The 13,731-nt window shown below is 44.0% G+C and carries 13 protein-coding genes; 6 read left to right on the top strand and 7 right to left on the bottom strand.

Features of this window, described 5'->3' with window-relative positions:
• Nucleotides 1–125 precede the first annotated feature (125 nt).
• Entirely contained in the window at nucleotides 126–1,343 is a 1,218-nt protein-coding gene (locus MHM87_RS05150) for a choline transporter (RefSeq protein WP_014950283.1), read from the top strand.
• 138 nt (nucleotides 1,344–1,481) lie between these two features.
• Nucleotides 1,482–2,204: a TorF family putative porin gene (locus MHM87_RS05155; RefSeq protein WP_239257953.1), complete on the top strand. Its 723-nt coding sequence runs from the start codon at nucleotides 1,482–1,484 to the stop codon at nucleotides 2,202–2,204.
• A gap of 118 nt (nucleotides 2,205–2,322) precedes the next feature.
• Here the strand turns inward: MHM87_RS05155 and rlmF are convergent, their stop codons facing one another.
• Nucleotides 2,323–3,312 (bottom strand): 23S rRNA (adenine(1618)-N(6))-methyltransferase RlmF, encoded by a 990-nt coding sequence (rlmF, locus tag MHM87_RS05160; RefSeq protein ID WP_239257954.1) that lies wholly within the window; start codon nucleotides 3,310–3,312, stop codon nucleotides 2,323–2,325.
• A 6-nt stretch (nucleotides 3,313–3,318) separates the two neighbouring features.
• Complete coding sequence (gene soxR / locus MHM87_RS05165) at nucleotides 3,319–3,795, bottom strand: redox-sensitive transcriptional activator SoxR (protein WP_014977126.1); 477 nt, start codon at nucleotides 3,793–3,795, stop codon at nucleotides 3,319–3,321.
• A 106-nt stretch (nucleotides 3,796–3,901) separates the two neighbouring features.
• Between soxR and MHM87_RS05170 the strand changes: the two genes are divergently transcribed.
• Nucleotides 3,902–4,282 (top strand): VOC family protein, encoded by a 381-nt coding sequence (locus MHM87_RS05170; protein WP_069944783.1) that lies wholly within the window; start codon nucleotides 3,902–3,904, stop codon nucleotides 4,280–4,282.
• A gap of 160 nt (nucleotides 4,283–4,442) precedes the next feature.
• Nucleotides 4,443–5,786: a M24 family metallopeptidase gene (locus MHM87_RS05175; RefSeq protein ID WP_239257955.1), complete on the top strand. Its 1,344-nt coding sequence runs from the start codon at nucleotides 4,443–4,445 to the stop codon at nucleotides 5,784–5,786.
• Nucleotides 5,787–5,990: 204 nt separating this feature from the next.
• Here MHM87_RS05175 and MHM87_RS05180 read toward each other — a convergent pair whose 3' ends face one another.
• The 3 genes from MHM87_RS05180 to MHM87_RS05190 form a co-directional block, all read right to left on the bottom strand.
• Nucleotides 5,991–6,458, bottom strand: coding sequence for a hypothetical protein (locus MHM87_RS05180; protein ID WP_014950289.1), 468 nt, complete (start codon nucleotides 6,456–6,458; stop codon nucleotides 5,991–5,993).
• A gap of 319 nt (nucleotides 6,459–6,777) precedes the next feature.
• The gene (locus MHM87_RS05185) at nucleotides 6,778–7,890 is read right to left on the bottom strand and encodes a hypothetical protein (protein ID WP_239257956.1); all 1,113 of its coding nucleotides are present in this window, start codon (nucleotides 7,888–7,890) and stop codon (nucleotides 6,778–6,780) included.
• Nucleotides 7,891–8,075: 185 nt separating this feature from the next.
• Entirely contained in the window at nucleotides 8,076–8,876 is an 801-nt protein-coding gene (locus MHM87_RS05190) for a PaaX family transcriptional regulator (RefSeq protein WP_039228509.1), read from the bottom strand.
• 249 nt (nucleotides 8,877–9,125) lie between these two features.
• On the opposite strand from MHM87_RS05190, the gene MHM87_RS05195 reads away from it, so the two are divergent.
• On the top strand, nucleotides 9,126–10,808 hold the full coding sequence (locus MHM87_RS05195; RefSeq protein ID WP_239257957.1) for an acyl-CoA dehydrogenase family protein: 1,683 nt from the start codon (nucleotides 9,126–9,128) through the stop codon (nucleotides 10,806–10,808).
• Nucleotides 10,809–11,124: 316 nt separating this feature from the next.
• Here MHM87_RS05195 and MHM87_RS05200 read toward each other — a convergent pair whose 3' ends face one another.
• Together MHM87_RS05200 and MHM87_RS05205 are read right to left on the bottom strand one after the other, a co-directional pair.
• Nucleotides 11,125–11,676: a DsrE family protein gene (locus tag MHM87_RS05200; RefSeq protein WP_239257958.1), complete on the bottom strand. Its 552-nt coding sequence runs from the start codon at nucleotides 11,674–11,676 to the stop codon at nucleotides 11,125–11,127.
• A gap of 17 nt (nucleotides 11,677–11,693) precedes the next feature.
• Nucleotides 11,694–12,755 carry a major royal jelly family protein gene (locus tag MHM87_RS05205; protein WP_239257959.1) on the bottom strand — a complete coding sequence of 354 codons (1,062 nt, stop codon included), beginning with the start codon at nucleotides 12,753–12,755 and terminating at the stop codon, nucleotides 11,694–11,696.
• Nucleotides 12,756–13,004: 249 nt separating this feature from the next.
• Between MHM87_RS05205 and MHM87_RS05210 the strand changes: the two genes are divergently transcribed.
• Nucleotides 13,005–13,583 (top strand): DUF4136 domain-containing protein, encoded by a 579-nt coding sequence (locus MHM87_RS05210; RefSeq protein ID WP_014977133.1) that lies wholly within the window; start codon nucleotides 13,005–13,007, stop codon nucleotides 13,581–13,583.
• The last annotated feature ends 148 nt before the right edge of the window (nucleotides 13,584–13,731 follow it).

Genomic DNA, 13,731 nt, shown 5'->3' on the forward strand with positions numbered 1-13,731 from the left:
GCACCTTCCACAGTGCCTACATGCCGCCTTTACTATAAGGCTTTAATGTGTAGTTGGGTGGACTGTTTAATAACGAAAAAAAGGAAAAAACATGTTTCATTTTTATCAATATTGGGAGGGTGATAATGACAGTATGGCTTAGTGCAGGCATTATTTTCACTCTACTTTCTGTAGCCTATATTTTGTTTAAATGGGGCAACATGAAAGTGGTCGGCGTAACGCCAGTTAGAACCTTTACCTTTATTGCCATTCTCTTTACCTCAGGTTTGGACGTGGGCCTTATTATGTTCCCGCTCACTGAATTTGCTGGTTATGCTGACATAAGCGCAAGTCCTGAATATGCCTTCACCAATCCGCTCGCCATTGAGTTTGGGTTCTGGGGATTCTTAATTTGGGGATTCTACTTTCTTACTTGTTTTTATTTCTGCGTAATCGAACCGAAAGTAAAGTTCTTCGAGCTTCCCGTTGTTAAGTTCGTAAACAACGTTGTAATCATCGGAACCTGTGCTTTCACGGCGTTTCTACTGCTGTCTAACCTTCCGTGGTATTTACCGTCGATAGGCGACGGAGAATCTGTCGTGCCTGCGTTCTACCTGATTGTGTTTGCAGCCATTGCTTTTGCCGTATATTCGAGCACTAGCATTAAATACGTGCGTATTTTAAGCCTAACAACCACATGGGTATTCATCGCCCTCATTGTTGGCATGTGGGCGGCAGCATTTGTATTTGGCGAAAGTGAGATAACGGCTTATTTTACCAACCTAGGTCTTATTGGCGGGTACTTTGCGAACATCGATAACTTCGTATTGCCCATTAATGAGTATCACGAGTTCTATCTATTCTGGTGGTTCAGCTGGAGCATCATGATTGGTCAGTTTACGTCTCGTTTCGTGGGCGGTCTTAAAACTTATCAAGTCATGTTGGCTATGATGGTCATTCCATCTATTCCCATTGCGGCTTGGTTTTCAGTTCTGTACCACTATCACAGTGCAGGTATTCCTACTGAGGGGATAACCAATTTAGCCATGGTGTGCGTGGGTGTCGTCTTTGTGATCAACTCACTTGATTCACTGATTAGACTGTACACAGATAATCTAAACATGACCGTTGAACGCATCGGTAAAGGCAATTACATTGCTCTCAATATCGTGGCGCTTTCGCTACTCACGCTGCTGTTCAAACTAGACTTCTTGCAAATTCAGTGGGTGGGTGCGTTAGTTATCGCTATCTTCTTTAGCTGCTTTGCTTTCATTCTAAGTCAGAAGTTTAAATCGGTTACGGCCATCAAAACATCGCCGAAAGAAAACAAAATCGACTTTACCAAGATAGAAAATCTCAACTAATTAAATCAATCACTTCTTACCTCATTAACATTGGCTCACTTTGAGCCAATGGGGGTAAGTGTTGCCCGAAACCGGCGTAAAAGCGCATTAACTAGAAAGCGGGCCAAATAAAACAACGATAAAAACAGGTGTTTAACAATGAAAAATTTGAATTCTTTTTTTACATCCACGCATATTTTCACAGTGGCTATTGTCGCAGCGTTATATTCTTCAGCTTCATTCGCTGATTGGAGCGCCAATATCTCTGTGGTTTCAGATTATACCTTCAACGGCGTTAGCCAAACGCAAAACGACCCTGCACTACAAGGCGGTGTTGATAAAGCATTTGATAACGGCACTTATGCAGGCACGTGGGCATCAAATGTAGATTTTGGTGGCGATACAAACCTTGAATGGGATTTTTACGTGGGTCGTTACCAAATGCTAACCGAAACGGTGAATTTGGACTACGGCATCGCTTATTATTCTTATCACGGTGGCGATGATTCAAGTGATGGCAATTACCCAGAGGTGTATACCAAGTTTGGTTATGCCAGTGACTACGGTAGTTCAGAACTAAACTTCTGGTACACGTGGGATTACTTTGGAACCGGCGCAAAACACGCTATCGCAATGGTAGCTCATACCTTTGAACTCGCACCCAACCATCATTTACGTGCAAGCTTTGACGTATCTAACTCACTAGACAGTGACAAGTGGCTATGGAATGGTGATGACACCTCTTTCTACCACTACCGTTTGGCTTACCAAACAAGCTATGAAGGGTTCGATTTCGAAATTGCTGCTGAAAACACCAATCTTGATTTTGATACCGCCGATGAGCGCATTGTGTTTGGTGTATCAAAAACCTTCAGCTTCTAAACGTTGAATTGGAAAGTGGTTCTTCAGAACAAGAGCCACTTTCCTTAGCAAATGCTATGCGTGCTCGCACTACGCTGCTTCAACTGTACTCGGTCAATTTAACTTAGCGATACGACGGTTAAAAAGTCCACGCAACAAAACGACTCAATTTACTTCCCTGTCCCATATCAATCACTTTACACTGCGCAGCACCGTAATAATCAATACTGGTTTTAATTGGTTTCAAATGGGCACTCTTCGACACCAAGCAGGTGAACCATTCTACATTGTCTTTTACAGAGACACTCTCTTTAACCATTCGCTGAATAAAGGCAAGTTCACCGCCTTCGCACCACAGTTCATTCGCTTGGCCCGCAAAATTTAAGTTTGCGTCCTTACCTTGGTAAGCGGCATTTTTACCTTGTAGCTTGGATGTACGATGCCCAAAACCTTGCTTACGATTATCGGTGAACTTTGTACCACTTCGTTTCTGTTTATTGCGGGTTAAATTAGATGTCTTCCTTCGCGTGCCTGACAGTGCCTCTTGCGCAGACTTATGAAACGGAGGATTGCACATAGTAAACGTAAATCGTTCATTTGCTTCAATCACGCCGTTGAAAATACTTGCTCTATTCGCTTGTTTACGCACTTGGAACTTATGGGCTAACACACTATTTTTACTAGCAATAGCTTTAGCACTTTTTACTGCGACGTCGTCAACATCACTCCCTACGAACGACCAGTCATAGGATGTAACGCCGATAATAGGATAGATAGCATTTGCGCCCACGCCTATATCAAGCCCACGAACGTTTTGATCTTTCCCCTGTTGACTCTGCTCACCCTGCGCACTGCTGCTCGTTGATTTTAATAAATCAGCAATACCGTGGATATAATCTGCTCTTCCAGGTACTGGGGGGCATAAGTAGCCATCAGGAATATCCCAATATTCAAGGCGGTAGTAGTGATGAAGTAAGGCCGCATTAAGCACCTTCACCGCTTTTGGGCTGGTGAAATCTATACTGGTATTGCCGCTTTTAGCACGAACGAGAAAAGACTTGAGCGCTGGGTATGTCTGGCACAGCGTATCCATAGGATAGCCGTTCTTGTGAAGATTTTTTGGGTGCATGAAGCGCTACTTTTTGTGTGAAACTAAGAACTGGGATTGCACGTTTTCATCGAGCAACTGGGCACCGCTACCTTGGGCTGCCACTTTATCGTCGGTATTGTAAAGCCTACAGCGGTCTAATGACAAACACCCACAGCCAATACAGCCTTCTAACGACGTCTTCAAACTGGTCAGCGCCGCAATTTTTGCTTCGATATGCTGATTAAACACCGTGCTTAATTTAGCCCAATCAGCTTGTGTTGGCGTTCTGTTGTCTGGAAGTGTAGACAACAGACTCTTTATCTCAGCAAGGGAATACCCCATATTTTGCGCAATCAAAATAAAGGAAACTCTGCGAATGACTGAGCGAGGAAATGCTCTATTTCCGCCATTTGTGCGCACAGAAGGAATTAGTCCTTCGTTGGCATAATAGCGAATTAATGAAACAGCATTACCAGTACGTTTAGCAATAAAGCCAATGCTTACCATAGGTTCTGGTGCCATAACGCCCCTTTTCCAATTTCGAAATAGCGGTAAAAAAACGCTTGATCTAAAGTTAGCTTTAGATATTAAGCTGTTTTTCGTTGATTATCTACACAAGGAAAAACACATGACAACTGCATACTTAGAGCACGCGAATATCACCGTTGAAAACCCAGATGAGCTAGCCAGCTTACTTTGTACGCTATTTGGTTGGAAAGTACGGTGGAGCGGCGGCGCCAAAAATGACGGCTACACGGTGCACGTAGGAAACGATAAAGACTACCTAGCCCTTTACAGACCTAAAGCTATCAATGATATTGAAAGCGATTATAAAACCCTCGCCAATATCAACCACATCGGTATTGTTGTGCCTAATTTAGACGAAACAGAGCAGCGGGTTCTGGCACTAAATTTCAATACTTTTAGCCATGGCGATTATGAACCAGGTAGACGCTTTTATTTCATGGCTCAGCAAAACATAGAGATTGAAGTCGTTTCATATAACTAGGGCTATTAAGTGATACGCCTAGCTGAACTTTCAAATTTAGTGTTAGATTGACGTTACCCCACTCGTGCGCGTTTTACTTTGTATTTTTGTTTGCTAAGTTTGTTTACTAAAAATGAACGCGCACTGTGATCATTTTAATAATAATAGACAGGAAACATGGATGAGAAAGTTACTAGCGATAAGTTTAGGTTTAGTAATGTTGTCCCTATCGGCAAACGCATGGGCGAATAAAATTCTTAGTATGAAACAGCGAAGCGAGCTGATTGATAAGATCACCGTTGAACGCTTCAATTCTGTGCTGCCCCAAATTATGGAGCGTGAAGGCATCGACATGTGGGTGTTAATGTCCCGGGAATACAACGAAGATCCCGTTTTAAAAACCATGTTACCTTCTACTTGGATTTCCGCACGACGTCATACCATGTTAGTCATTTATAACCCCGGCAATGGTCAACCGCTAGAACGTTTGGCCGTTGCAAGATATGCGGTAGGGTCACTATTTAAAAAAGCGTGGGATAAGGAAGCACAACCCGACCAGTGGAAGGCATTGAAACACGTTATCGAAGCCCGGAATCCCGCTAAAATTGCCATTAATACGTCTGATTCATTTGCGCTCGCTGATGGCATGACCTCTACCGAACACGATAAATTTATGGCCGTACTTCCTGAAGCGCTGAAAAGCCGCGTTGTAAGTGGCGAAAGACTCTCAATCGGTTGGCTGGAAACGCGCAGTGACCTTGAAATGCAATATTATCCGGTACTTACTCAAATTGGTCATTCACTGATAGCAACGGCATTTTCAAATGAAGTTATAACCCCTAACGTGACAACTACAGACGATGTGGTGTGGTGGCTGCGTGATCAAACGCGCGCTTTAGGGCTGACCAACTGGTTTCATCCTACTGTCTCAATTCAACGTAAAGACAGTGAAGTCTTCGACCAAATTACCGCGTTTAGCAAGCGTCCTGGTGAAAACATCGTTCGGCCGGGCGATCTCATTCATGTCGATTTCGGCATTACTTACCTTCGACTTAATACTGATCAACAGCAGCATGCTTACGTGTTAAAGCCTGGTGAAAAAGACGCGCCAGCTTCACTTAAGGAAGCACTTAAATCTGGAAACCAGTTGCAGGACATTCTGACCGGTAATTTTAAAGTAGGCAGAACAGGTAACACTATTTTGAGTATGTCGCGGCAGCAGGCTATCGAACAAAGCATTACACCCGCTATTTACACCCACCCGCTTGGTTTTCATGGGCACGCGGCAGGTCCAACGATAGGAATGTGGGATGCACAGGAAGGAGTACCAGTTCAAGGTGACTATCCAGTGTTTGCACAGACGGCTTATTCGATAGAACTCAATGCAGCAAGCTTTATTAAAGAGTGGAACAAAGAAATTAGAATTATGCTGGAAGAAGATGCATTTTTTGACGGTCAGTCAGTAACCTATTTAGATGGCAGGCAAACTGAGTTTCATTTGATTCATTCAGATGAAAACCAATAACTATAGGTGGAGCGTTATGCCTATTTTAAGGCCTAAACGAAATGAAAAAACTGAACGGTGCGGCTAAAGGTTGGTCGATGCGAGAAGACTTACGTAGAATTAAATCAAGCGAAGCGTAAAGTGTCAGGCCTTTCGCCCTTTCAAGCGAAAGGCCATGAAACTGTACTAAATATTAGCAGTAGGTTGCTATCCTAAAACGCAGTCTTATTCAGCAGCAGTGCGAACAACTACGTTCTCTGCACTGTATTCGCGAACGAAATCAGACATTGTTTTGTGGTTACAAATAATGTTCTCACCTTCCAAACCAAACTTCGCTAGTGCCGCTTCTTTACCTACTGAAAGCGCTTCTAGACAAGCCTGTGACGCAACATCTTGGTTTTTAGCAACAAGTGCTACAGTTTTCGCGTTTTCAGTCGCCTTGTTGTTTTTGTACATGTAAGCAAAAGTGCGAAGTGATTCGCCGTTGCAACGTACAGATGCACTGAACTCTTCTGCGTTAAAACCTTTTGAACGGATAAGACGCAATGCAGGACCAAAACCATCTTCAGCAGCAGTTAAACATGCTTGTGTTTCGATGTTGTCGTTAATTGGCTTTAGTACGACATCTTTTGCGAAAGATTGAGTGGCAGCAACAGATAGTGTTAGAGCAATAGCGAAAGTAGACAGTTTCATTTTTGAATTCCTATTTTGTAACTAAATTAGATATCACCTGAGTGATGAATACATTATGAACAATACTTTCAAAAAATAAAGCATTTTTCGTAATTTAATTACAGAAATAGCAAAATAAACAGACAGATCACGACAAAACTGAAAGTTATTTACAAAAACCAACATATTTTATATAAAATTTTACATATAAGTCTTTTTAGTTACAGAATGACTTCAGAAGGAATATAAAAAAGCGCGCATGAAATTGCTTTCAGCGCGCCTAGCCTTGTGAACGTTATGAAATAAAATCGGGCAGTAGAGTAATCTTAAAAGTTTAAACCTATAAAATCAGATCATGCATCCAATTTAGTGAAGGCAACTGCTGCTCTGGTTGGTAAAAGAGTCGATTTAGTCTACCTAATAAATTAACCGAACGGCTAGGATCGTGCGCTTTAACCCTATGCTCACTTTCGGTTAGCATGAACTCCCAAGGCTGAAGATTGAGTTCGTCTACTTCTTCCTGCCTAACGCCCAGTGATTGCAATGTTGACAAAATTCGCTCCGTTTTACTTTCGGCAATAGGAATGATTTCGTTGCCGTATAAATCATCGAGCGGCGCACTGATAGCTTCTAACGTGTGATTTATTGCTGCCCACACTTCATCGTGGTCAAACGCCCAGCCTCGCGGAGCATAGTACCCCTCTATTTCCCACTCAAACTCTGCGTTGCTTACAGCAATAGAGCTTTCTGCTTCAGGAGAATAAGCTAGATCAGGTTTAGCGCCAATGTTGTAGGCGTCTACACTCATGGCGACGCAAATTATCAAATCACCACAATGTTGCTTGTTTGTGTAAAGCGCTTCAAATGCTGCCCGCTTAACCCCCATCCAACCGTGTACTCTTGAGGGTTGTTCAACAAAGCGTCTTACATCATCGGGTAAGTCTTCGCCATAGGCATTGATGAGCAAAGGAAGCGGATTTTGATCTGGCGCTTCATCTGGCATCCACACTTCGTATTCTTGTCGGTTGTCAGCTTTTCCGCGACTTTTAATTCCGAACGACAAATTCACAGGGCGGCAAATACTTCTATCTTCATCCACTTTGTGAAAATACTCAGAACGCATACGTTTAATAAATGGCGCGTCTAGCCCAGCCAACGCTGCCGTTGGGTAGCGATAGCCTATTTCACTATGCTCAACCATATGTAACGTGGGAATAGCCTGTGTCAGCTTATTCTTCAAACCCGACAACGCATGAACTTTAGGCAGTACAATGCTTCTCTCTGGTTCGATGGTAAGCCGACTCCCATCTTCGGTTACGAACTTTGGCGTTTTATGAAATTCATATCCCGTAAACCCCAAGGTATCTACAGCGGCGTTTCGATACTGAGAAAGCTCATTGAAAAGCGCTGTATGATTGCGAATATGCTTAAATAACGGTCTTGATGCGGTCATCTTCTCTCCATTTACGCTACTTCCATTAGAGCTAATTACACTTAACGTTCTATGCGGCCAAATAATTACTTACCGTCTCATCTTTCTGACTGTTCTCACACAATACATCTATATGTGAAATTTACGCTCAACTGTGTGTAACGTATCTGTAACCCTCTTTTTGAGCTGTTTACCTTTAATCTCGCTTAGTTTTGATTTAAAAAGCGGTGCCAAATTTGTGCGCCAGCATCATCGTACCGTTTTACTAGATTACGGTAGCGCTCACGCATTGCTACATCTGCAAGTGGCGATGGCAATAAGGGGTCAAACACCAAGTGGTATAACGCCCTGTCTCCTATCACATAAGATTCTTTGGTTGCTTCTTCAAGGGGTAAAGACGTTAATCGAGCAAGAGATTCCTCTATTTCGATGCATCCGTCTTTATAAAGTGCCTCTAGGTTTAGGTGGCTCCATAATCCCATTGCCCTGCTGTGTGATTTAGTGTCAAAGTCGCTGGCACTAAACACGAGCGCCTTTCTCGATAGACCAAGTGTGTAAAGTTTGTCTCTTACTTCGCCTGCTCCGCCTGAGAAATTGTTCGGTCTGAGGTAAACGTCGTTTGTCAGCTTTCTCATCCCCAAAAGCTTCAGCGCTCGTTCATTATTTCTGAGCTGCTTTTTATCACTTTTAGGAAGCGTGCTGGTTTGAGCGACAACCCAATCGTTTTGCCAGGGTACAAGCCCATCCTCATCCTCTCGCCACTGATGAATTTCCTTTGCAAAACGAATGCCTTTGTCGCCCAGCTTGTAAAAACCGCGTTCAACCAAGGTAATAAGCTGTGCAGACTGTAAACGCGTGAGCGTTACCCGAATGTTATTTTCAGAAATACCAAACAGCGCCCCTACGCGAACAGCTGCGCTGGCATTCATTTGAATATTGTCACGGGAGCCCAATAGCTTTAGCAGTAGCTTTCTTGCATTGGGCTTTTTCTGTTTTTCTAATTGCAAACTCTATTTACTTCTTTGTCTCAGATAGGACGTAATTTTAATTAAAATATAAGTTGGCTTAAGGCCAAACATATACGCATTCATCATTATATAAACACGCGCCGCGCACAAACATTACATGAAATATCAATTTACAACTATTAATGTAATGTTTTAAGGTAGTACTTGGAGATAGTGCTTTAACGTAGCCCTTTAAAGTAAAAGCCCATTTCAAGGGTACACCTTGTATATTCACCAAGTGGAAATGCCATGACTTCATCAAATCGATTTGTTACGCACGTTGTAGAAAACCAACCCACCATTTCCACGCCCTACAATTTGTGGCGTGATGACACCTTACTGCGCGTGTTAGTCGATCAGCATTTGCCATCATCCCACCAGCATGACGAAGGGTTATTAGGCCAGTATGGTCAAATCGCGGGGGATGCACTTATGGCTCACGGAGAGCTTGCTAATAAGAATAAGCCAACTCTCCACACATTCGATCGCTATGGCCGCCGCATTGACGATGTTGAGTTTCATCCCAGCTATCACGCGCTTATGGAAAGTGCGATGCAGCACAATGTACACAACTATTCGTGGAAGCATGAAGGCATTGAAGGCGCACACACCTTCAGGGCAGCGCTAATGTATATGCATTATCAGGCTGAGTCTGGCACGTCTTGCCCGCTGACTATGACCCACGCAGCTATTCCGGCCATGCGGTATGGAAAGCAGCTGCCACCCGTATACCTAGAGAAAACCATTAATGGTGTTTATGATCCTCGTTCCCTGCCTGCTAGTCAGAAACATGGACTGACCATTGGTATGGGGATGACTGAGAAACAAGGTGGGTCGGATGTTAGGCGTAATACCACTACAGCGGTTAAACAGGCTGATGGAAGTTACCATATCGTAGGGCATAAATTCTTTTTCTCAGCCCCCATGTGCGACGCTCATCTTATACTTGCGCAAGCCGAAGGCGGACTAACCTGTTTTTTACTACCAAGGTTGTTGGAAAATGGTGCACTCAATAACGTGCGAATTCAGCGTTTGAAAGACAAGCTGGGTGACTGGAGCAATGCATCGTCTGAAGTTGAATTTCAGGAAGCCACGGCATATTTGATTGGCGAAGAAGGCCGTGGTGTGCCGGTGATCATAGATATGGTGTCGCTTACGCGGTTAGACTGTATGATTGGCTCATCAGCACTTATGCGACAATCACTGATTCACGCCTTACACCACGTAAGTCATCGCGACGCATTCGGCAAGACCTTAGTCAATCAGCCTTTAATGCAAAATGTGTTGGCAGACCTCACCATTGAATGTGCGGCTGCTACTGCACTCACTATGCGCGTTGCCAAAGCGGTTGATAGTGCATCGAGCGATAATCATGAAGCTGCACTGGCAAGGCTGGCCACCGCCATTGGAAAATACTGGGTTTGTAAACGCACGCCTATGTTTGTTAACGAAGCTCAAGAGTGTTTAGGCGGTATTGGTTACGTTGAAGAAAACCCCATGCCACGATACTATCGCCAAGCGCCTCTGAACTCTATTTGGGAAGGAAGCGGAAACGTACAATGTTTAGATGTACTGCGCGCACTCGCCAAAGAGCCCAATGTTAAAGAGGCTTTGTTTAGTGAGCTTAAAACACAAGCAGGCAAAAACAGGCACTATGATATTCATCTTAGTAAGCTATTCGACGAGCTATCAAACACGCAGAATATGGAAACGCGCAGCCGATATTTAACAGAACAAATGGCGCTAGCGCTACAAGCATGTTCACTTCTTGCTACGTCACTCGATAACGACAACGCCCTTATCGACATTGCCCACACCTTCTGTGAATCAAGGCTTGGCAATGCATGTGGTTTTGCCTTAGGTACATTACCCGACACCACGCCGTTTGAGAAAATTATTGCGTTTGGGCAGGTATCGTCTAGGGCCTGTTGACCTTTGGTGTACGAATTTTGGTCTAAATGGAAGCCTTTTAATCGCGAAACAGTCCTGCAAGCCTAGCGGGCTAAGTTAAGGGACTGTGACAAAGAGTAAAAGGCTTCCATAACGACCCCTTCGGGCAGCGCCTTTGTGCCATCTATACTGCGTTGAATGTTCTCGATTTAGAACCACTAAACCGTCAAACATTCGCCTTGTCTAGATGGCACACAGACCGCTGCAAAAATGTACAGCAAAGGTCAACAGGCCCTACCTAGACAATGCACAGAAGCTATAGTTAAGCTCCTGTGCGCAAGAGGAATTAACTCACAACTTAAAAAGGGTTAACCGAATACCCTTTTTGTGCCAGGCGCGCGTGGGCTGTCATGGCTGACAAATCCATTTTCACTCCGTCTATCAACGCATTTTTTTCAACGCCATGGGCAGCGGCAGACTGCCCACACACTATTATGTCTACACCTTTCTCCATCAACGCTACAAGTAGCGTTTCGTTTCCATTAGGTAAGCCCTTACGCTCTTTGAAGTTTGCAGTTTTAAGCACTTCTTCTGTGGCAGAGCCGTGAACGACAAGCGCAAGCGAAAGATTTTCCTGCTTAACGCCGTTGGCTACGTGCATATTGATAAACCGTGCCAGCGACTCAAACTTGCGGTTTACCTCACCAGGGCTTGCCGCTTTGGCTACGTCAAACGCAACCTTAAATGTCTGATTTTCAGGAAAACTTACGCCCTCAACATGAGCATGCTTGCCGAAAGTGTCAAACACAGGGCCATAATCAAAATCTGATTTAGCTGAAGCTTGCCCGGCTACTATGAGTGCTGCTGCAAACCCCAGTGACGCGCTGCCGCTCCCTTTTGTGATGCTCATCGCTAATTCCTCGAACTTTAACGCGCAGGTAGCGCTGTCTTATACACTTCAAATGTCATGTCGCTAACATCACTACCCGCATCTTGTATTTTGCTATTGGTATAGTAAAGCGCATTGTTGTAGATACTAAAGGTATCAGCCCAATTCACCACATCACCTTTCACAAGGGTGCGAAGGTCTAGACTTGGCGTAAGGTACTGTACTTCTTGCTTTTCCAGGTCAGCTAAATAAACATTACCTTGATGAAAAATCATGCCATCTGGTGCGCCTGTCGTCGCTACTTTTCGCACTTTTTCTGCCAACACGTCGTTTGACGATTTCTCGATGTCTGATGTGTTGATGGCATACAGCGAATAACCAGACAATGCGTGAAAATATAGTGTGTCGTTTAACGTATCTAGCGCGATCCCGTCAGACTGAACAGGCATAGTAAAGGGTTTGCCCTGAATACTTAACGCATCGACTTCAGCTTTAGTGGTTTTATGGTTATCTAAAATACGATAGCTGGTATTGTCATCAAGGTTATATACCACTAAACCCGCGTGAGCCGAGTCGGTCATATAAATGCGATTCGTTTTTTCGTCTACTCGCAAGTCATTAATGTACGAATCAGGATGGTAAGCGTCTTCGCTAAGTATCAAGGTTCCTTCTATCTCGTTTGAGGCTAAATCAACAACAAATAAGCGAGGTGCATCCACTATACCTTTAAACTTAGGGTTTCGGGTGTCCAACACATACAGCTTATCCTTGTGCGCAACCACTGACTGCACCGCTAAAAAGCAGTCTTTTCTTACTTCGCTTTGTGCCACACATTCATTTGTTTGGCTATTAGGGTAAGCGACAAATTCTCCAGTGTCGGTAACCTGAGCTACGGAAAAGCGAACGCCGTCACGCCAGTTAGGCGCATTCACAAATACACGACCATCATTACTTACCGTAACACCAGTAATTTGCGTGCCCTTTATGTCACCCACTAATTCAACATTCGCGTCTGGTGAATGTTGCGCGATTGCATTTACAGAAAAAAGTGCGGCGACACTCGTGGCAAGTACCCCTTGTTTTATACGCTTTGTATTCATGTCCTTTTACCTTTAATTAGTGGCTTCGCTTGTCAGCACACACCACAAAGCGGTGCGCATTAACAAAACTGAATGGAATAAAGCATACGGTCTTATTGTGAATGTGGAACACCTTTTAGCGGCTTATCTATGCAGGCTGACGAAAATCAATCGGTGAAACTTGCTTTACCACTTATGAGATCCAAAACACGCTATGCTTTCGTTTAAGTTAAGAGCTAACAAACTTTATTGAAAATTATGCACAGCAGTATGATGAAAAAACGTGAAACTGGTTTAATGCAAAAGGCAAAGTATTTGAAACAAGTGCTACTTTTAACAGCATGCATGGTCGTGGTTGCCGCATGCAGTAGCAGTAAGCCTCAGGTAAATATGGATGAAACACAAAACTTTGCCGATATTAAAACGTTCTATATTCAGCCTCCTCTAAACCCAATCAACGCAACGCTGGCCAATCACCTTTCCTCAGCCATTACCCAGCGCCTCATTGAGAAAGGTCTCACCCCATCTTCAGAGGAGGACGCCGATATCGCGGTGGGATACCTACCTTCCACCACCACTAAAGAGGATGGCACCACCTTGAATCTAGGGCTGGGCACCGGAAGTTACGGTCGCTCTGGCGGCATTTCATTGGGCAGCATTTTTAGCATTCCGGTTGGAGAGCAAACCACGCTTCAACAAGGGCTTCAAATTGACATGGTTAAAGACGGTACATTTGTTTACAGCGCGTCAGGAGCGGTAGAGCTGGAGTCGAAAGACAGTATCAGCATTCAAAATAAACTTGATGAACTCGTCATCAAGCTCCTTGAACAATATCCGTCTAACAGATAGCTCACATCTGGGTCAGCAATAAGAACCGACTTTTTCGCTAAGGGCTCGCAAGAGCCCCTACTCCATAAAAACTCTTCATAACGATGAACTTGGCGCTGATTTTGCGTATGAATGCCTATATTAGGTCCCCCACTTTTATGCCCCACGC

It is taken from the genome of Alteromonas sp. Cnat3-28 (assembly GCF_022348265.1).
Lineage (GTDB): Bacteria > Pseudomonadota > Gammaproteobacteria > Enterobacterales > Alteromonadaceae > Alteromonas > Alteromonas macleodii.

Coding starts and splice junctions, on each gene's coding strand:
- soxR (WP_014977126.1), bottom strand. CDS start 3,795: ATGGCACCAGAACCTATGGTAAGCATTGGCTTTATTGCTAAACGTACT.
- MHM87_RS05205 (WP_239257959.1), bottom strand. CDS start 12,755: ATGAATACAAAGCGTATAAAACAAGGGGTACTTGCCACGAGTGTCGCC.
- MHM87_RS05210 (WP_014977133.1), top strand. CDS start 13,005: ATGATGAAAAAACGTGAAACTGGTTTAATGCAAAAGGCAAAGTATTTG.
- rlmF (WP_239257954.1), bottom strand. CDS start 3,312: ATGCACCCAAAAAATCTTCACAAGAACGGCTATCCTATGGATACGCTG.
- MHM87_RS05185 (WP_239257956.1), bottom strand. CDS start 7,890: ATGACCGCATCAAGACCGTTATTTAAGCATATTCGCAATCATACAGCG.
- MHM87_RS05195 (WP_239257957.1), top strand. CDS start 9,126: ATGACTTCATCAAATCGATTTGTTACGCACGTTGTAGAAAACCAACCC.
- MHM87_RS05180 (WP_014950289.1), bottom strand. CDS start 6,458: ATGAAACTGTCTACTTTCGCTATTGCTCTAACACTATCTGTTGCTGCC.
- MHM87_RS05150 (WP_014950283.1), top strand. CDS start 126: ATGACAGTATGGCTTAGTGCAGGCATTATTTTCACTCTACTTTCTGTA.
- MHM87_RS05200 (WP_239257958.1), bottom strand. CDS start 11,676: ATGAGCATCACAAAAGGGAGCGGCAGCGCGTCACTGGGGTTTGCAGCA.
- MHM87_RS05175 (WP_239257955.1), top strand. CDS start 4,443: ATGAGAAAGTTACTAGCGATAAGTTTAGGTTTAGTAATGTTGTCCCTA.
- MHM87_RS05170 (WP_069944783.1), top strand. CDS start 3,902: ATGACAACTGCATACTTAGAGCACGCGAATATCACCGTTGAAAACCCA.
- MHM87_RS05155 (WP_239257953.1), top strand. CDS start 1,482: ATGAAAAATTTGAATTCTTTTTTTACATCCACGCATATTTTCACAGTG.